Source organism: Streptomyces misionensis, from assembly GCF_007896895.1.
Lineage (GTDB): Bacteria > Actinomycetota > Actinomycetes > Streptomycetales > Streptomycetaceae > Streptomyces > Streptomyces misionensis_A.
Map to the genome: position 1 here is coordinate 105,770 of NZ_VOGW01000177.1, position 16,805 is coordinate 122,574.

At 74.5% G+C, this 16,805-nt stretch carries 18 protein-coding genes; 10 read left to right on the forward strand and 8 right to left on the reverse strand.

Features of this window, described 5'->3' with window-relative positions; all coding sequences use genetic code 11:
* The first annotated feature begins 251 nt into the window (after positions 1-251).
* From FRZ03_RS40650 to FRZ03_RS29745, 4 genes are read left to right on the forward strand one after another with little or no spacing between them, the layout of a single operon-like run.
* Complete coding sequence (locus tag FRZ03_RS40650) at positions 252-788, forward strand: EF-hand domain-containing protein (protein WP_146468179.1); 537 nt, start codon at positions 252-254, stop codon at positions 786-788.
* The gene (locus tag FRZ03_RS29735; RefSeq protein WP_261399400.1) at positions 785-1,888 is read left to right on the forward strand and encodes an isocitrate/isopropylmalate family dehydrogenase; all 1,104 of its coding nucleotides are present in this window, start codon (positions 785-787) and stop codon (positions 1,886-1,888) included. The genes FRZ03_RS40650 and FRZ03_RS29735 overlap by 4 nt, the downstream gene beginning before the upstream one ends.
* Positions 1,885-2,529 carry a cysteine hydrolase family protein gene (locus tag FRZ03_RS29740; protein ID WP_146468181.1) on the forward strand — a complete coding sequence of 215 codons (645 nt, stop codon included), beginning with the start codon at positions 1,885-1,887 and terminating at the stop codon, positions 2,527-2,529. The genes FRZ03_RS29735 and FRZ03_RS29740 overlap by 4 nt, the downstream gene beginning before the upstream one ends.
* Entirely contained in the window at positions 2,508-3,467 is a 960-nt protein-coding gene (locus FRZ03_RS29745) for a class I SAM-dependent methyltransferase (RefSeq protein WP_261399401.1), read from the forward strand. The genes FRZ03_RS29740 and FRZ03_RS29745 overlap by 22 nt, the downstream gene beginning before the upstream one ends.
* Here the strand turns inward: FRZ03_RS29745 and FRZ03_RS29750 are convergent.
* The 7 genes from FRZ03_RS29750 to FRZ03_RS29780 all read right to left on the reverse strand — a co-directional run bounded on the left by FRZ03_RS29750 (position 3,464) and on the right by FRZ03_RS29780 (position 9,748).
* Entirely contained in the window at positions 3,464-4,351 is an 888-nt protein-coding gene (locus tag FRZ03_RS29750) for a Gfo/Idh/MocA family protein (protein WP_146468182.1), read from the reverse strand. The genes FRZ03_RS29745 and FRZ03_RS29750 overlap by 4 nt on opposite strands.
* A gap of 35 nt (positions 4,352-4,386) precedes the next feature.
* The gene (gene tgmB, locus FRZ03_RS29755; RefSeq protein WP_146468183.1) at positions 4,387-5,370 is read right to left on the reverse strand and encodes an ATP-grasp ribosomal peptide maturase; all 984 of its coding nucleotides are present in this window, start codon (positions 5,368-5,370) and stop codon (positions 4,387-4,389) included.
* An 18-nt stretch (positions 5,371-5,388) separates the two neighbouring features.
* Positions 5,389-5,580 (reverse strand): putative ATP-grasp-modified RiPP, encoded by a 192-nt coding sequence (gene tgmA / locus FRZ03_RS29760; RefSeq protein ID WP_146468184.1) that lies wholly within the window; start codon positions 5,578-5,580, stop codon positions 5,389-5,391.
* Between the two features lie 119 nt (positions 5,581-5,699).
* Positions 5,700-6,566 carry a fructosamine kinase family protein gene (locus FRZ03_RS29765; protein WP_146468185.1) on the reverse strand — a complete coding sequence of 289 codons (867 nt, stop codon included), beginning with the start codon at positions 6,564-6,566 and terminating at the stop codon, positions 5,700-5,702.
* Positions 6,567-6,722: 156 nt separating this feature from the next.
* The gene (locus FRZ03_RS29770) at positions 6,723-7,601 is read right to left on the reverse strand and encodes an SCO6745 family protein (protein ID WP_146468217.1); all 879 of its coding nucleotides are present in this window, start codon (positions 7,599-7,601) and stop codon (positions 6,723-6,725) included.
* Between the two features lie 56 nt (positions 7,602-7,657).
* Positions 7,658-8,167, reverse strand: coding sequence for a TetR/AcrR family transcriptional regulator (locus tag FRZ03_RS29775; RefSeq protein WP_146468186.1), 510 nt, complete (start codon positions 8,165-8,167; stop codon positions 7,658-7,660).
* 135 nt (positions 8,168-8,302) lie between these two features.
* Positions 8,303-9,748, reverse strand: a complete 1,446-nt coding sequence (locus FRZ03_RS29780) for a glyceraldehyde-3-phosphate dehydrogenase (RefSeq protein ID WP_146468187.1) — start codon at positions 9,746-9,748, stop codon at positions 8,303-8,305.
* Between the two features lie 216 nt (positions 9,749-9,964).
* Here FRZ03_RS29780 and FRZ03_RS29785 point away from each other — a divergent pair, with 216 nt between their 5' ends.
* From FRZ03_RS29785 to FRZ03_RS29800, 4 genes are all read left to right on the forward strand, one after another.
* Positions 9,965-11,173, forward strand: a complete 1,209-nt coding sequence (locus tag FRZ03_RS29785) for a hypothetical protein (protein WP_261399403.1) — start codon at positions 9,965-9,967, stop codon at positions 11,171-11,173.
* 108 nt (positions 11,174-11,281) lie between these two features.
* The gene (locus tag FRZ03_RS29790; RefSeq protein WP_146468189.1) at positions 11,282-11,602 is read left to right on the forward strand and encodes a hypothetical protein; all 321 of its coding nucleotides are present in this window, start codon (positions 11,282-11,284) and stop codon (positions 11,600-11,602) included.
* Positions 11,603-11,730: 128 nt separating this feature from the next.
* On the forward strand, positions 11,731-12,561 hold the full coding sequence (locus FRZ03_RS29795) for a PP2C family protein-serine/threonine phosphatase (RefSeq protein ID WP_146468190.1): 831 nt from the start codon (positions 11,731-11,733) through the stop codon (positions 12,559-12,561).
* A gap of 75 nt (positions 12,562-12,636) precedes the next feature.
* The gene (locus FRZ03_RS29800; RefSeq protein WP_186785690.1) at positions 12,637-13,662 is read left to right on the forward strand and encodes an MASE1 domain-containing protein; all 1,026 of its coding nucleotides are present in this window, start codon (positions 12,637-12,639) and stop codon (positions 13,660-13,662) included.
* A gap of 14 nt (positions 13,663-13,676) precedes the next feature.
* Here FRZ03_RS29800 and FRZ03_RS29805 read toward each other — a convergent pair whose 3' ends face one another.
* Positions 13,677-13,877 carry a hypothetical protein gene (locus tag FRZ03_RS29805; protein ID WP_146468191.1) on the reverse strand — a complete coding sequence of 67 codons (201 nt, stop codon included), beginning with the start codon at positions 13,875-13,877 and terminating at the stop codon, positions 13,677-13,679.
* Between the two features lie 398 nt (positions 13,878-14,275).
* Between FRZ03_RS29805 and selA the strand changes: the two genes are divergently transcribed.
* Both selA and FRZ03_RS29815 read left to right on the forward strand, forming a co-directional pair.
* Positions 14,276-15,619 carry an L-seryl-tRNA(Sec) selenium transferase gene (selA, locus tag FRZ03_RS29810; protein ID WP_186785695.1) on the forward strand — a complete coding sequence of 448 codons (1,344 nt, stop codon included), beginning with the start codon at positions 14,276-14,278 and terminating at the stop codon, positions 15,617-15,619.
* The coding region (locus FRZ03_RS29815; RefSeq protein WP_146468219.1) for a GTP-binding protein at positions 15,619-16,805 on the forward strand (1,187 nt) is incomplete at its 3' end. The genes selA and FRZ03_RS29815, both read left to right, overlap by 1 nt.

Genomic DNA, 16,805 nt, shown 5'->3' on the forward strand with positions numbered 1-16,805 from the left:
CGGTGACCGACGCCGGAGCGGGAGAGGGGCGAGCCGTTCGAGGAGACGGGAGCAGCTCGGGCCGACAGCCCGAACCCAGCGTACTGTCCAGGGAGTTGGGGCTTCATGCCGCCCGGCGGGGAATTCCTTCCTTCGGGGTCAGGTGGCGGTCTTTCCCCGCCCGGGTGCCGGTGGCGAGCCGATAGTGGAGCCGCCGCCGGGCCCGGGTCCGGCGGTGTTTCGGTGAACCGCGTGACCGGAGGGGAACAACCATGGCCACCAGCGAGGCGAACAACCGTGTCGAACTCGTCTTCTCCCTGTTCGACGCCAACGGCAACGGCGTACTGGACCCGGGGGACTTCGAGCTGATGGGCAGGCGGGTGGTCGAGGCCGTGCCCGAGGCCGGCGACAGCGCGAAGAACAGGATGCTCCAGGCCTTCCAGGGCTACTGGGACACCCTGCGCACGGAACTGGACGCCGACGGCGACGGGCAGGTCAGCCCCGAGGAGTTCAACGCCATCGTGCTCGACCCGCAGCGGTTCGACGTCACCGTCGACGAGTTCGCCGAGGCGCTCGCCGCCCTGGGCGACCCGGACGGCGACGGCTACGTCGAACGCCCCCACTTCGTCGCCCTGATGACGGCCATCGGCTTCCGCCGCCCCAACATCGAGGCCCTGTTCGACGCCTTCGAACCGGTCCACGGCGACCGCATCCCCGTGGTCACCTGGGCCGACGGCATCCGCGACTACTACCGTCCCGAGAAGTCCGGCATCCCCGGCGACCACCTCGTCACGGACGGCACCCGGTGACCCGCGCCCACAGCGCCCCCGTCGTCGGCCTGGCCGTGGGCCGGGGCACCGGGCCCGAACTGGCGGACGTCTTCGAGCGGGTGCTCGGCGCGCTGACCGCAGGCCACCCGCACGGCGTGACGATCGAGCGCTCCCCGCGCCTCTACCACTCCTACGTCTCGCTGCGCGGCGAACGGGACATCGCCCGCATCCGCGCGCTGACCGCCGAGGACGCCGACCACTACGAGCGGTTCTGCCGTACCAGCGCCGAGCAGGGCACCACCGCGGTGTTCCGCACCGCGATCAACGCCCAGTCCCTGTACCTCGTCCGCGGACGGCTGCGCGCCGTCAAGGTGGACCTGCTCGGCACCCGCCGGCGCTCCCTGCTGCTGGTGCGGGACCAGGCCCAGGGCTTCTACACCGGCGAGAACCGGCACACGCCCGGCGAGGTCACCCGCACCACGACCTTCAGCCGGGAACTCACCGAGGCCGTCGTCTCCTACGCGCTGAGCCGGGCCCGGCGGGAGTGGCCGGACGGGCGGATCGGCCGCATCGTGATGGCCTACAAGTTCCATCTGCTGGACGGCGCGCTCGACGCCTGGGTGAGCGCCCTCGCGGACCGGCTCGGCGTCGAGATCGGGCTGTTCCAGCCGGACACCGTCAACCGCGACCTGATCACCCACGGCCTGCCCGACCGCACCCTGCTGATCGCCGGGAACGAATGGGCCGACATCATGCACGTCATGCTGCTGGAACGGTTCGGCTCCGACCGGCAGGAAAACCGCTGCACCGAGAACGTCTTCCTCGACCCCGCGCTGTCGGGCCTGACCGAGTACCAGACGGTGCACGGCTCGGCCGACGACCTCGCCGGGCGGGACCTCGTCAACCCGGTGGCGACGTTCCGCGCGGCGGCGCTCGTCGCGGAGCGGCACGCCGGACGCGCCGGCGCGGTGGCGGCCGTGGAGAAGGCCCTGCGGACCCTCGCCGGACGGGGCATACGCACCCCCGACCTCGGCGGACGGCACTCCACCAGTGCCGTGACCGACGCCCTGCTCGCCACCCTCGGCGCGTCCGGGACCGGCGGTACTCCGGCGGACGCCGCCCTGGTCGGCGGGTCATGACCGGCGCGGCGGGCAAGGGGACGGCCCTGGTCGTCGTCGATGTGCAGAACGACTTCTGCGCGAGCCCGGCGGCCCTGGCCCGTTTCCCCGGCGACCCCACCGCCCTGGAGGCGGCCGTCGCCGGCACCGTCCGCGCGGTGGCCGAGGCCCGCGCCCGGAACGTGGAGGTGATCTTCGTACGCTTCACCGGCGATCCCGGGCACCAGGGCCCCGCCTGGCGGCTGCGCGACCGCACCCTCGGCAAACGGCCGAAGTGCCTGGAGGGCACCTGGGGCGCCGAGTTCCACGCGGTCCGCCCGGCCCCGGGCGAGCGCGTCTTCACCAAACGCGCCCGCTTCGACGCCTTCCGCGCCGACGGCTTCGGGGCCCACCTCACCGCGCGGGGCACCGGTCATCTGGTCCTCGCCGGCCTCTACGCCGACGTGTGCGTGGACACCACCGCCCGCACCGCGTTCCAGCAGGGCCTCCACGTCACCGTCCTGACGGACTGCACCACCGCCCTGCATCTGCCGTACGACGCCGCCCTGCGGTTCATGCGCGTGGTGTACGGCGCCCGGACCACCACGGCGGACGATCCCGCGGCCTGGACCGCGCCCGCGTACCGCAGCGAGGAGGAGCCGTGCCCGCTGCCACCGGGCTGACCGACGGGGTGGCCCGGGGGGTGGGGCGCACCGCCCTGCTGGTGGCCGCGGCCCGCGCCATCGAGACCCACCGCCCCGACGCCCTGGCCCGGGACCCGTTCGCCGAGCACTTCGTGCGCGCGGCCCCGGCCTCGGCCGGCTGGCCGGTCCGCCCGGGACAGGTGCCCGACGGGGAGGCCGACCCGCTGTGGGGCCGGCTCGGCCGGTACTTCGCCCTGCGCACCCGCGTCCTGGACGACCATCTGCTCCGCTCGGCGCACCTGGGCGCCCGTCAGGTGGTGCTGCTCGGCGCGGGCCTGGACTCCAGGGCGTACCGGCTCGACTGGCCGCCCGGGTGCGCGGTGTACGAGGTGGACACCCCCGAGGTGCTGGCGTTCAAACAGTCGGTGCTCGACCGTGTCCGGGCGACCCCCGTGACCGAGCGCCGCCCGCTCGCGGCCGACCTGCGGCACGACTGGGCCGGGGCGCTGCAAGACGCCGGCTTCGACCCCGGCGCGCCCACCGCCTGGCTCGCCGAGGGACTGCTGCTCTACCTGCCCGCGGCGGCCGAGCGGCGTCTCGTCGCCACGGTCGACCGGCTCAGCGCGGCGGGCAGCACCCTGGCCTACGAGATCAAGGAGATCGCGGAGTCACCCGAGGTGCGGTCCAGCCCCGTCTACGCCGATGCGCGCCGGCGCGTCGGCATAGACCTGCTCGCCCTCTTCGACGGCGAGCCGCGCCCCGACTCGGCGGGCGAACTCGCGGGCCGGGGCTGGACGGTGACCGTCCGCACCCCCTACGAGTTCACCCGCCGCCACGGCCGCGGCCCGCTGCCGGAACCCCACGACGCCCTGGCCGCCAACCGCTGGATCTTCGCGGCCGCCACCCACACCCGGGAGGGCCCCGCCCCCGCACCCCGGACGACCCGACCGCGTTCGCAGCGGCGTCCCGGAAACTAGTTCCCGGCGGCCGTCAGGCGGGCCTCCGCGGTCGTCAGGATCTCGGTGACCCGGAGGCCGAAGGCCGCGTCGCACGGGTGGGGGCGGCCCGTGGCGGCGGCGCTCAGGAGCGCGTCGGCGGCCCGGGTGAGGGCGGCGGTCGCGTCCTCCGTGCCGGGCGGCAGGGCGGTGACCCCGGCCTCGCCGCGCAGTTCCACCTCGGCCCCGGCCGCCGCGGGCGGGGCCGTCAGGCTCAGGGTGAGGGCGCTGGAGGCCCCGGCGGCATGGTCGAGGACCACATGCACGCTGTCGCCCTGACCCTGTCCGGCGGCCACCACCCGGGTGACGTCGCCGAGGACCGGCAGCAGCACCGAGAGCGCGTGCGGACCCACGTCCCACAGCGCGCCCTTCTCCCGGCGCCACGGCGAGGCCGCGAACGGGCTGTCGGTGGTGAACACCGCGCCCAGCCACTGGGCCCGCGCCGTGAACCAGCCCGCCACCGCGGCCTGTTCCTCGATCCACGCCTCCGGCTCCTTCTGGAACCGCGCGGTGAAGAACACCACCGACGCCACTGCGGCACGCTCCGCGGCCTCCGCGACCGCCCGCGCGTCGGCGACCGTGAGCGCCAGCGGCTTGTCCAGCAGCAGATGCCGCCCGGCCCGCGCCGCGCGCACCGCCAGCGGGGCCTGCACGGACGGCGGCAGGGCGACGGCGACCGCGTCCACATCGGCCAGCAGCGTGTCCACCTCGTCGTACGCCGTGACGTCGTACCGCCGCGCGAGCGCGCCCGCCGCCTCCGGCCTGCGGCCCCACACCCCGGCGAACTCCAGGCCGGGGTGCCCGGCGAGGGCGGGGGCGTACGCCGCCCGGGCCCACGGGCCCGTTCCCAGCAGTCCGATGCGCATGAGACGTTCCTTTCGGCGGACCGTGGCCCGCGTGCTCAAAAGCCCGAGAACTCTTCGTCGTCGAGGAGTCCGGCCTGCGGACTCCCGCTGCCCGCGAGCCAGTCGGCGATGGTGGCGGCGATCGGCTGCCCGGTGTCCATCTCCACGAAGCCGAACTGGCCGGACTGATTGCACTCCAGGAACCACCAGACACCCTCGGCGTCCTCCGCGAAGTCGAAGGCACCATAGGCGAGTTCGGCCCCCCGCAGATACCGCAGCACCCCCTCGGCGACCGGTGGGGGCACCGGTGCCGGAGCCCAGGGGGCGTTTGACGGGGCGAACCGGACGTCCACGTCGTCCGGATGGGCGTCCGGCGCGACCGGCTTGCGCGCCGCCAGCAGGGTGCCGCCGACCGCGGTCAGCCGGATGTCGGCCCGTTTGGGCACGCGCCGTTGCAGCAGCGTCGGCCCGTAGGCCACCGCCGTGAAGTCCGTGTCCGGTGCGACCCGGCTGGTCGGCACCGCCCGGGGCGGCTCCTGCGGATGCGCCCCGGAGACCGGCTTGACCACCAGGTCCGGATGGCGCCCCGCGAACTCCCGCGCCGCCTGCGGGAACGTGGTGATCAGTGTGTCCGGCACCGGCAGCCCGGCGCGTTGCGCGAGGCGCAGCTGCCAGGGCTTGTACCGGGCGCGGCGGGCGGCGTCCGGATGGTTCATCCAGCGGGCGCCGGTGCAGCGGAGCATGCCGTACAGCGCCTGCGCGGACTCCTCGGTCAGCCAGGCGGACGGCTGGGCGGCACGGGCGGCCGCGGTCCCGGGCCTGCGCAGCCAGACGGAACGCAGGCCGTCCATGTCCACCAGGCGCCCGCCGACGGACAGTCGTCCGCGGCAGGCGCCCCGCGCGTACTCGCCCGACAGCGCCACCCCGTTCGTCAGATCGGCGGGATCGAGCCGGACGACGGGCACGCCGGCCTCGCCCAGCCGGAGGACCACCATGTCCGCCGTCACGTCCTCTTCACTGGTCAGGATGAGCACGGTCATCGTCTGCGGGTCCGCGGCTCAGTCGTCGAAGTGCGTCTTGGAACCGGCGGTCGAGGTCGTGGTTCCCAGCGCGCGCAAGGTCGCGTGATCGGTCGCGGCGATCCGCCCGTCCGGGAGGACGTTCAACTGCAGTCCGGAGTCGTACGCGTACGGAACGGTGACATCCAACTGCACAGCCGGGCGCGCGTAGTTGAGCGTGAACGGTTGCATGGTCTCTCCCTGGTTCGGCTTTCACGTCCTTATACGATTCGAACGGGTGAATGGTTTCCTTACGCTGCGTGACGGTGGCGCGGAGGGAGGCGTTCCACCGGTCCGCCGCGCGCCGGTGCTCACGCCGTGAGCGCCCCGCGCGCCACCGCCAGTGCTTGCTCCGCGTATCCGCGTCCGAACAGGACCGCGTGTACCAGGAGCGGGAACAGCTGATGTACCCCGACCCGGGTGCGCCAGCCGTCGGCGAGCGGTGCCGCCTCCTCGTACCCCGCCAGGATCCGGTCCAGATGGGGGCAGCCGAAGAGCTGAAGCATCGCCAGGTCGGTCTCCCGGTGGCCGCCGTGCGCGGCCGGGTCGATGAGCCGCACCTCGCCGTCCGCGCCCCACAGCACATTGCCGCTCCACAGGTCGCCGTGCAGCCGGGCGGGCGGCTCCGCGGGCCCCGCCAGCTCCGGCAGCCGGGCGCAGAGCCGCTCGAACACCGACGCCTCGCCCGGCCGCAGCGTGCCCCGCTCGACGGCGCCCCGCACGTACGGCAGCACCCGCCGTTCGGCGTACCAGCCGCTCCACTCGGCGCCGGGAACGTTGCGCATGGGGGCGAGCCCGATGTACGCCTCCTCGGGGCCACCGGGCGGTGCCGCCCCGAAGCGGGGCGCGCCCGCCGCGTGCAGGGCGGCCAGCGCCTGACCGAAACGGAACGCCGCCTTCGCGTCGGGTCGTCCCGTCGCCACCCGCTCGGTCACCAGCCAGCGCTCGTCGCAGCCGAGCACCGCCGGCAGCCGTACGGTGCCCGCCGCGGCCAGCCAGCGCAGCCCCGCCGCCTCGGCGCGCACCGCCCCGGGGGCGTCGGCGCGCTTGACCATCACCGGTGTGCCGTCGTCCAGCCGCACCTCGGCGGGCGAGGCGGACACCGCATACGTGCCGCTGACCGCGCGCCCGGTGAGCCGGGCCGCGGCCTGTCCAGGATCCTCGTCTCGCGTGACCACGGCTTCAGAGTACGGCTCACAACACCCGGCCAGGAGAGGGTACTTCGACCGTTGATACGACTCTTTTCGGCCGATCGGCAGCGGTCGCCCACCCGGTCGGGCGCGCGCCGGCGGCGCGAGTGCGCCGAGTGGTCACACGAGGCGCCCGCCGTACCCTCAGCCGCCGGCCGGCCGCCGGCGCGGGGTCACGCCCACCGGGTTGCCGGGCGGCAGCAGACCCGAGTCCTCGACCGCGTCGGCCAGCGGGTCCAGCAGGGCGGCCAGGCGCGCGGTGCGGTCCGGGCCGAGCGCGGCCCACGGGCCCTCGGCCGCCGCGTCGGTCAGTGCCTCGACCTCCGCGCGCGCCGCCGCCCCGGCCGCGGTGAGCGAGCCGTCCGCCGCGAGCAGCCCCCGGGCCCGCAGCCGGGCCCCGCCCGCCGCCCAGTCGGTCTGCTCCCACCTGCGCGTCTCCCGCAGGAAGGCCCCGTCCGACTCGCCGGCGGCCGCCTTGAGCAGCATCGCCTCGACAGGCCCGAGCCCCTGGCTCACCAGCGCCGCGATGTGCCCGTCGCCCCGGTGCTCGCGCAGGGTCGTCACCGCCTGCCACAGCCGGGCCGTGGGCCGCGCCGGGCGCTCCAGCGCCTGGTTGGCGGCGGCCAGCACCCGGCCCGAGGTGTCCGCGGCCGACGCGGCCCGCCAGGCGAGGTCGGCGGCCTCCGCGAAGCCGGCGGAACCGGTGACGTCCGGTCCGAACAGCTCGGTCATCGCCGCGTCCATGGCGTCCTCGCGGGCCGCCAGCACCTTGGCGGGCGCCGCGTACGCCCACGCGTCCGGCAGCGCCCGGGCCACCCGGGCGGGGTGGAAGACGTAGAAACCGCTGGTGACGACGGCGGGGGAGACCTCGCCGAGCGGGGCCGCGCGCAGCGCGAAGTAGCCCATCCAGAACCCGCGCAGCCCGAGCGCGTCCGCCGCGCGGCGGGCCTGCGGCGCGAAGTACACGAGATCGTGCACCGGTTCATAGCGCTGCCACAGGGCCCGCGCCGTCGCGTCCACCACTGCCGCCTCCCACCGCGTGTCGTGCCGTCCGGCACCAGAGTGCGCTATGACGGCTGTCATAACAAGGGGGGTGCGCTGTGGCTGAAGCCGCCGGCCGCCTCCAGGCTGACGTAGCCGTGGAACACGCTGCCCAGCAGCCGTACCGCGTGGGTCTGGTCGGGTTCGGCCAGGTCGTAGCCGCGCAGGATGGCCCGGGTCAGCTGGGCGTGCCGGACTCCCGCGCTCGCGGCGGCCGTCTCGGGGTCCAGCGGGTACCGGGCCGCCGTGTAGCGGCCGGGGTGGGCGAGGGCGTAGTCGCGGTAGACGTCCGCGAAGGCGACGAGCGCGTCCTTGCCGGCCCGTCCGGCGAGCGCCTCGGCGGCGCGGTCGGCCAGCTCCGCCAGGGCGAGCAGCGCGATCCGGGTCTTCAGGTCCTGGGAGCTCTTCAGGTGCGAGTACAGGCTCGCGGTCTTGACGTCGAACCGGCGGGCCAGCGCTGACACCGTCACCTGGTCGAAGCCCACCTCGTCGGCCAGCTCCGCGCCCGCGCGGACCAGCCGCTCGGTGGTGAGTCCCGCACGCACCATCGGTTTCCTCCCTGCATCCGAAAGAGATTATGGGGCTTCCTAAAGCCATTAGGCAAATTCCAAAGCAGTGCGGGAACGCGAACGGCCGCCGACCGGAGCTCCGGTCGGCGGCCGTTCGGTGCCGGGGGCCAGGCGTCAGACCGCCGTGGCCGGGTACGTCGGGTACTCCACGCCCGAGACGTGCTGCACGACCCGGACCACCTGGCACGAGTAGCCGAACTCGTTGTCGTACCAGAGGTAGAGGATCGCGTTGTCGCCGTCGACCTTCAGCGCGCCGGCGTCCACGATCGAGGCGTGGCGCGAGCCGATGAAGTCGCTGGAGACCGCGTCCGGCGCCGTGGTGAAGTCGATCTGGCGCTTGAGCGGCGAGGTCAGCGAGACCTCGCGCAGGTAGTCGTGGACCTCCTCGCGGGTGGTCTCGCGGGCCAGCTGGAGGTTGAGGATCGCGATGGAGACGTCCGGCACCGGGACGCGGATGGAGCTGCCGGAGATCTTCGCCTTGAGGTCGGGCAGCGCCTTCGCCACGGCGGAGGCGGCACCGGTCTCGGTGATCACCATGTTGAGCGGCGCGGAGCGGCCCCGGCGCTCGGCCTTGTGGTAATTGTCCAGCAGGTTCTGGTCGTTGGTGAACGAGTGGACCGTCTCCACGTGCCCGCGCAGCACGCCGTACTCGTCGTCCATGGCCTTCAGTGGCGGGACGATGGCGTTGGTGGTGCACGAGGCGCAGGAAAGGATCTGCTCGTCCGGCTTGATCGTGTCGTGGTTGACGCCGTGCACGATGTTGGGGACGTCGCCCTTGCCGGGCGCGGTCAGCACGACCTTGTCGATGCCGGGGCGCAGGTGCTCGGACAGGCCCTCGCGGTCGCGCCACTTGCCCGTGTTGTCGATGAGGATGGCGTCGCGGATGCCGTACTGCGTGTAGTCCACGGACGACGGGTCGTCGGCGTAGATCACCTTGATGGCGTTGCCGTTGGCGACGATCGTGCTGCTGTCCTCGTCCACCGTGATGGTGCCCTGGAACTGGCCGTGGATGGAGTCGCGGCGCAGCAGCGAGGCGCGCTTGACGATGTCCTGGGCGCCGCCGCCGCGCACCACGATGGCCCGCAGGCGCAGCCCGTTGCCGGAGCCGGCCTTCTCGATCAGCAGGCGGGCGACGAGCCGGCCGATGCGGCCGAAGCCGTAGAGCACGACATCGCGCGGCTCGCGCCGGTCGATCTTGTTGGCGCCGGTGGCCCCGGCGACCGCCTCGGCGGTGAACTCCTCGACGCTCAGGCCGCGTTCGTCGGCCTTGTACATCGTGGCGAGCATGCCGAGATCGATCTGGGAGGGCCCGAGATCCAGGGTGGTCAGGGCCTTGAGGAAGGGCATGGTCTCGGTGACGGACAGCTCCGCGCCGGCGATCTGCCGGGCGAAGCGGTGCGTCTTGAGGATGCTGACCACCGACTTGTTCACCAGGGAGCGGCTGTGCAGCAGGACGGTCACGTCCCGCTCGCGGTGCAGCTTCCCGATGAGCGGGATCATCGACTCCGCGATCTCCTCGCGGTTCTTCCAGTTGGTGAACGAGTCGTCGTTGACAGTCACAACATCTATCTTTCGAGCTAGGCAGCGCTCATATGGTAACCACACCCTACTGGGAGCCCGGGGCGGATCCGCACGGGGGTGCCCGAAGCGGCGACGACCTGCGGAAGTAAGGGATTTACACCCATTGCTTGCCCAATTCCTGATTCAGGGTGGAAGTGCAGGAGAAACCCGAGTCGTGCATTGCACGTCTTACCCGGCGTGCCCAAGGTCAGCAGAGTGAGCACCTCCTCCGTTCCGCGGCCCGAGCCGGCCGCCCCGTCCCGCCCCAGCGGCCCCTTCGGCCTGCCCCGGTTCGCCCGGCGCGGGACCCCCGAGGGGGCGGTGCCGGCCCTCGCCCTGTTCGCGGCCGTCCGGCTCGCCGGGATCGTCGCGGTGATCCTGACCAACACCCTGCGCGGACGGCCGCCGCTCAGAACGCTCGCCCACTCCTGGGACTCGCGCTGGTACCTGCACATCGCGGCCGAGGGCTACGGCCACAAGATCTGGCTCACCCCGCACGGCGCCGTCCAGACCGACTGGGCGTTCTTCCCGCTCTATCCGGCGCTGATCCGGGCGCTCGACACCGTCCTGCCGCTCACCCCCGGCCAGGCCGCGCTGCTCGTCGCCTGGATCGCGGCCGCGGTGGCCGCGTACGGCGTCTACGTCATCGGCCACCTGCTCTACGGCCGGGGCGTCGCCACCGCGCTGGTCGGCCTGTGGGCCGTGATGCCGCACGCGGTCGAACTCACCATCGCCTACACCGAGTCGCTGTTCGCCGCGCTGGCCATCTGGTCGCTGTACTGCGTGCTCAAGGGCCGCTGGCTGTGGGCCGGGGCGCTGGCCGCGCTCGCCGGCCTGGCACGGCCCAGCGGGTTCGCGATGGCCGGCGCCGTGGTGCTCGCCGCCGGGTACGAGGCATGGCACCGGCGCGGCCGGGTCCCCTGGCGCCTGTGGGCCGGGGCCGTCCTCGCCCCGCTGGGCTTCCTCGGCTATGTGCTCTGGGTGGGCACCCGGGTCGGCGATCTGTTCGGCGGCTACTTCACGGTGCAGAGCGCCTGGGACTCCCGCTTCGACTTCGGCGCCGGCTCGGCCCGCTTCGTCAAGGCGCTGCTGCTGCACGGCGGCGGTGTCGTCTACACCGTCGCCCTGCTCGTCGTCGCGGCCGGCGTGCTGCTGTTCGCGCTGCTGTGCCTGGACGGCGCCCCCCTGGTCCTGGTGGCCTTCGCCGGCATCCTGGTCCTGCTGGTGGTGGCCGGCTCCGGCTCCTTCTCCTCCAAGCCGCGCTTCCTGCTGCCCGCCTTCCCCCTCCTCGTCCCCCTGGCCCGCGCCCTCGCCCGGACCTGGCGGGTGCGCCCCGGCCAGGCGGTGCTCGTCTACGGCGCCCTCACCCTGGTCTCCCTGATGTTCGGCGCCTACGTGACGGCGGTGGCCCGCTCCCCGCTGTGAAGCCGGCGGCGCCGGTGAGGAGTCCGGGAGAAACCCCTCGCGGCCGGGACCGCCGTGCGAAGGACGGGAAACGGGGTAGTCGAGGGGACGCCCGAGGAAAGGACTGTCATGACGACCTACCTGATCAGCGTCCCCGGCACGTTCACCACCGGGATCGGGGCGGACACCCGGACCCGTCTGACCAGGGCGCTGCGCCCCGCCGACCCGCACGGCACCCGGATGGGCAGCAGCGAGGACCTGGACGTGCTCAACGTCAACGAGGACAACACCTTCACCCTCCGGCTCTCCGTCGAGGCCGACACCGGCCCGCACGCCGAGGAAGAGGCCCGCCGGCTCGCGGACTCCGCGCTGCGCGGCGCCGGCCTGGACGAGCGCAGCGCACCGCTGGGCCCCGCGGTGATCACGGGCATCGACTCGGACGCGGGCTGACGGCGGTTAGGGTGACCTTCCGGCGCGTGCCTCGTTCGTGTGATTTGGGTAAAATCTAGGCGTTTGCCCGATATTCAAGAACGCAAGGAAGGTGTCCGCCGCGGGCGCCTTCCGCCGGAAGTGAGCCGATGCCCCGCAAGCGCTCCACCGATGACGGCGACGAGCTGCTGGCCAGGCTCGGTTCGCTGACCGCCCAGGCGCGCGAGCGCGCGGAACTCCAGCGCACCCAGGTCGAACTCGCCATCGCCCTCCAGCGCGGGATGCTGCCCCGGGACCTGCCCAGCGCCCCCGGGCTGCACCTCGCGGTCCGCTACGCGCCCGCCTGCTACGGCCTCAACGTGGGCGGCGACTGGTACGACGCCTTCCCGCTGCCCGACGGCCGGGTCGGGCTGTCCATCGGGGACGTCCAGGGGCACAACATCGAGGCCGCCGCCTTCATGGGCCAGGTCCGCGCCGGGCTGCGTGCCCTCGCGTTCGCCACCGGGGAGCCGGGCGAACTGCTCGCCCGCACCAACGACCTGCTCCTCTCCCTCGGCAGCGAGCTCTTCGCCACCTGCACCTTCGTGCGGGTCGATCCCGCCACGGGGGTGCTGGAGAGCGCCCGGGCCGGGCACATCCCCTTCGTGTGGGCCACGGCGGACGGCAAGTCCGGCGTCGTCGAGGACGAGGGCGGGCCCCCGCTCGGCATCCAGCGGGGCGTCCGGTACCCGGTGGTCCGGCACCGCCTGACCTCGGGCGGGCTGTGCGTGCTGCTCACCGACGGTGTGGTGGAGGGACCCTCGCTGTCCGTCGAGGACGGGCTCGAACAGGTGGTGCGCCTGGCCGGCATAGCCGCGGTCGCCGGCCTGGAGAGCCAGGCGCTGGCCGCCGCAGTGATCAAGGGCGCCGAGAGCGTCGGGCACGAGGACGACGCCGCCGTGCTCGTCGTGGGCCTCGACGGACCCGGACCGCGACGGTAGCGACGTCCCGGATTTCAGCCGGAGGGCCGGACGCGGCACGCTCTCGCCTCGCCGTCCCGCGCCGGGCGGTGTGAGATGGCTGCTGTGGTGGGTATCGCGGAACTGCGCCGGCCGGGCGGCTATGTCGTCCAGGTGCTGGCCGTCGCGGCCTGCTACTACGGCGCCGGCCGGCTCGGGCTGCTGCGCGAGCTGTCCGTGGAGAGCGCCGTCGTCACCCCGATCTACCCGCCGACCGGCGTCGCCGTCGCCGCCCTGCTGATCCTCGGCATCGGCTGCTGGCCCGGCATCACGCTCGGCGCCCTCGGCATCATCCTGACCCTCGCGCCGCCCGGCCCCGATCTGGTCGGCATCCTGTTCGGCAACACCGCCGCCCCGGTGTGCGCGGCGATCCTGCTGCACCTGGCCCGCTTCCGCGTGGACCTCGGCCGCTTCCGGGACGGCCTCGCCCTGGTGTTCCTCGGCGCGCTGGGCGCGATGACGATCAGCGCGACGGTCGGCGTCGGCATGCTCGTCCTCACCGGCAAGCTGGCCGCGCACGCCTTCTGGCCCGTATGGCTCGCCTGGTGGGTGGGCGACGCGGTGGGGGTGCTGCTGGTCACCCCGCTGCTGCTGTTGTTGCGCGGGGCCCGCCGGCCCCCGTCCCTGCGCCGCTGGCGGGAGGCGACCGCGCTCGCCGTCATCGCCTGCGTGTTCGTCCCGGTGGCCACCTACAGCTCGCTCAGCCTGCTGTTCCTGGTGTATCCGCTGATCATCTGGGCGGCCCTGCGTTTCCAGCTCGCGGGCAGCGTACTGTGCGCACTCCTGACGTCCGTGCTCGCCAGCCTCGCGGCCACGGACGCCCGCGGGGCGTTCCACGGGCTGGGGCCGATCGAGGTCATGGTCAAGCTCCAGGCGTTCAACGGCGCGATGGCGCTCACCGCGCTGCTGATGTCCGCCCTGATCACCGAGCAGCGCAACACCCGGCGTTCGGTGGAACTGGCCTGCCAGGAACTGGTGGAGGTGCTCGAACACCTGACGGCGGGCGACGTGCCCGTGCCCAGGCCGCAACCCGGCGCCGACGGGCCGGGCGGCGAGGAGAGCGGCGACCGGTCACGGCAGTGAGGCGGCGGGGACGGTCACCGGGAGCCCTCGTCGTGGGTGTCGCGCCGGGGGGCGTTCCGGCCCCTGGCGCTGCGTTCCGCGACATCGCGCGGGGTGGGGGTCGGCGTCGGCGAGTTGCCGGACTCCTCGGCGGCGTGCCGGCGCTCGTCCTCGTGCCGGCGGTTCACGTCCCGCTGGTCCGGCCGGTCGTGGCGGTGGTCATTGCGTTCGCTCATGCGGCGTCGGGTACCCGCGCCCCCGGCCGCCGCAACGTCCGCCGCCCGGCGTGTCGAACGGCCCGCCGGGGGCACTGGGAGACGATGGCCGGAGCCCGTCGGCGAGGGCGAGGGCCGGACCGGAGGGAAAGGGCGGCATGGAACAGCGGGTGACACCGCGTGCGGCGAACACGGGGTGCGCGAAGACAGGGGCGGCCGGCGCGACGGCGGCGGGGCGCGAGGCCGCGCCGGCCACGGCCGCGAACGAGGCGCCGGGAGGCCCGGCCGCCGCCGAGACGGGTGCGAAGGGCGAGGCGGCAGGGGGGACGGCTGCGAAGGCCGGGGCGGCTGCCGCAGCAGGGGGACCGGGGGGACGGGGCGCCGCCGTGACGGACGCGCAGGCCGAGGCCGCCCAAGGGGTGCCCGGACCGGGACGCTCCGGTGGGAGAGCGGACGCCGGAGACGTCCGCCGCCGGGTGCCCCGTACCGACGTCCTGCTGCGCGACCCCCGGCTGGCCGCCGCCGTGGAACGGCTCGGGCAGGCCGTGGTGAAGGAAGCCGTGCGCGAGGCGCAGCAGTGGGCCCGGGACGGGCGGGTGCCGCCGGACCGGGTGCCCGAGACCGCGCTCGACCTGCTGCCCGGCACCGCGAGCGGACTGCGCCCGGTGATCAACGCCACCGGAGTGCTGCTGCACACCAATCTCGGGCGGGCCCCGCTGTCGGACGCCGCCCGGCAGGCGGTGGCGGAGGCCGCCGGCCCCACCGACGTGGAACTCGACCTGACCACCGGCGTACGGGCCCGCCGGGGCCGCTCCGCCCTGGCCGCGCTGCGGGAGAGGGTGCCGGCCGCCGGGGACGCCCATGTCGTCAACAACGGCGCCGCCGCCCTCGTCCTGGCCGCCACCGCGCTCGCGGCCGGCAAGGAGATCGTCGTCAGCCGGGGCGAGATGGTGGAGATCGGCGACGGCTTCCGCCTGCCCGACCTGCTCGTCTCCACCGGCGCCCGGCTCCGCGAGGTGGGGACCACCAACCGTACGACCGCCGCCGACTACGCCGACGCCGTCGGCCCCGACACCGGGTTCGTGCTGAAGGTGCACCCCTCCAACTTCCGGATCACCGGCTTCACCCGCTCGGCCGAGGTCGGCGAACTCGCCGGCCTCGGCGTCCCGGTGGTCGTGGACATCGGCTCCGGACTGCTCGCCCCGCACCCGGCGCTGCCCGAGGAACCCGACGCCGCCACCCAGCTGCGCGCCGGCGCCGCCCTCGTCACCGCGAGCGGCGACAAACTGCTCGGCGGCCCCCAGTGCGGACTGCTGCTCGGCGACCGGGACCTCGTGCGCGCCCTCGCCCGGCATCCGCTGGCCCGCGCCCTGCGCGTGGACAAGCTGACCCTGGCCGCGCTGGAGGCCACCCTGAGCGGGCCGCCCACCCCGACCGCCCGCGCGCTCGCCGCCGACCCCGCCGGGCTGCGGGCGCGTGCCGACCGGCTCGCCGCGGAACTCGCCGCCCACGGCATCGACGTACGGGCCGTGGACAGCACCGCCACCGTCGGCGGGGGAGGGGCGCCCGGTGTCGAGCTGCCCAGCGCGGCGCTCTCCCTGCCCGAGCCGTACGCCGCCGCGCTGCGCACCGGGCGCGTCCCGGTCGTCGGGCGCCTGGAGGCCGGCCGCTGTCTGCTGGACCTGCGGGCGGTGCCGCCCGCGGACGACGAGCGGCTCGCCCAGGCCGTGCGCCGGGCGCGGACCGAAGGGGGGCGGGCGTGATGCGCGTCCTCGCCACCGCCGGCCATGTCGACCACGGCAAGTCCGCCCTGGTACGGGCCCTGACCGGGATGGAACCCGACCGCTACGAGGAGGAGCGCCGCCGGGGCCTCACCCTCGACCTCGGTTTCGTGTGGACGCGGCTCGGCCCGGACGGCGACCACCTCGCCTTCGTGGACGTGCCCGGGCACGAGCGCTTCGTGCCGACCATGCTCGCCGGGGCCGGACCCGTGCCCGCCGTGCTGTTCGTGGTCGCCGCCGACCAGGGCTGGCAGCCCCAGTCGCAGGAGCACCTGGCCGTCCTCCACGCGCTCGGCGTCCACCACGCGGTCCTCGCGGTGACCCGCAGCGACCTCGCCGACCCCGAACCGGTGCGCGCGGACGCCGTGGCCCGCCTGGCGGAGACCTCCCTCGGCAAGGTGGCGTCGGTCGCGGTGAGTTCCGTCACCGGTGCGGGACTTGACGAACTGCGCGCCGAACTGGTCCGGATGACTGCGGAGTTGCCCGACCCTGACCCGGAAGCCGACGTACGGCTGTGGCTGGACCGGGCGTTCACCGTGCGCGGCCACGGCACCGTGGTGACCGGCACGCTCGGCGCGGGCACCCTGCGCGTCGGTGACCGGCTGGTGGCCGGGGACGGCTCGGCCGTGCTGCGGGTGCGCGGACTCCAGAGCCTGCACGAGGACCGCGAGTCCGTCGGCGGGGTCGCCCGCGTCGCCGTCAACGTGCACGGCCAGGGGGACGCGGAACTGCGCCGGGGACAGGTGCTGCTCACCCCGGACCGCTGGCTCGCCACCGAGGTGATCGACGTCCGGGTGGGCGGCGAGCCGGTGGCCGAACTGCCCCGCCAGGCCACCTTGCACATCGGGACCGCCGCCGTCCCGGTGACCCTGCGCCCCCTCGGGGAGGACACCGCCCGGCTCACCCTCGGCCGGGGCCTGCCCCTGCGCATCGGCGACCGCGCGGTGCTGCGCGAGCCCGGCGGCGGCCGGGTCCCCTGCGGGGTCACCGTCCTCGACGTACGGCCGCCCCGGCTGACCCGGCGCGGCGCGGGGCGGGCCCGCGCCGCCGAACTGGCCGCCCTGACGGGGCAACCGGACGGCGCCGCCGAGCTGCGCCGCCGCAAGCTGATCCGGCGCGCCGACCTCGTCGCGATGGGCGCCCCGGCCCCCACCGCCCCCGTCGCCGG

Coding starts and splice junctions, on each gene's coding strand:
- FRZ03_RS29750 (WP_146468182.1), bottom strand. CDS start 4,351: ATGCGCATCGGACTGCTGGGAACGGGCCCGTGGGCCCGGGCGGCGTAC.
- tgmB (WP_146468183.1), bottom strand. CDS start 5,370: ATGACCGTGCTCATCCTGACCAGTGAAGAGGACGTGACGGCGGACATG.
- FRZ03_RS29805 (WP_146468191.1), bottom strand. CDS start 13,877: ATGAGCGAACGCAATGACCACCGCCACGACCGGCCGGACCAGCGGGAC.
- FRZ03_RS29740 (WP_146468181.1), top strand. CDS start 1,885: ATGACCGGCGCGGCGGGCAAGGGGACGGCCCTGGTCGTCGTCGATGTG.
- FRZ03_RS29775 (WP_146468186.1), bottom strand. CDS start 8,167: ATGGTGCGTGCGGGACTCACCACCGAGCGGCTGGTCCGCGCGGGCGCG.
- FRZ03_RS29795 (WP_146468190.1), top strand. CDS start 11,731: ATGCCCCGCAAGCGCTCCACCGATGACGGCGACGAGCTGCTGGCCAGG.
- FRZ03_RS29800 (WP_186785690.1), top strand. CDS start 12,637: ATGGCTGCTGTGGTGGGTATCGCGGAACTGCGCCGGCCGGGCGGCTAT.
- FRZ03_RS40650 (WP_146468179.1), top strand. CDS start 252: ATGGCCACCAGCGAGGCGAACAACCGTGTCGAACTCGTCTTCTCCCTG.
- tgmA (WP_146468184.1), bottom strand. CDS start 5,580: ATGCAACCGTTCACGCTCAACTACGCGCGCCCGGCTGTGCAGTTGGAT.
- FRZ03_RS29790 (WP_146468189.1), top strand. CDS start 11,282: ATGACGACCTACCTGATCAGCGTCCCCGGCACGTTCACCACCGGGATC.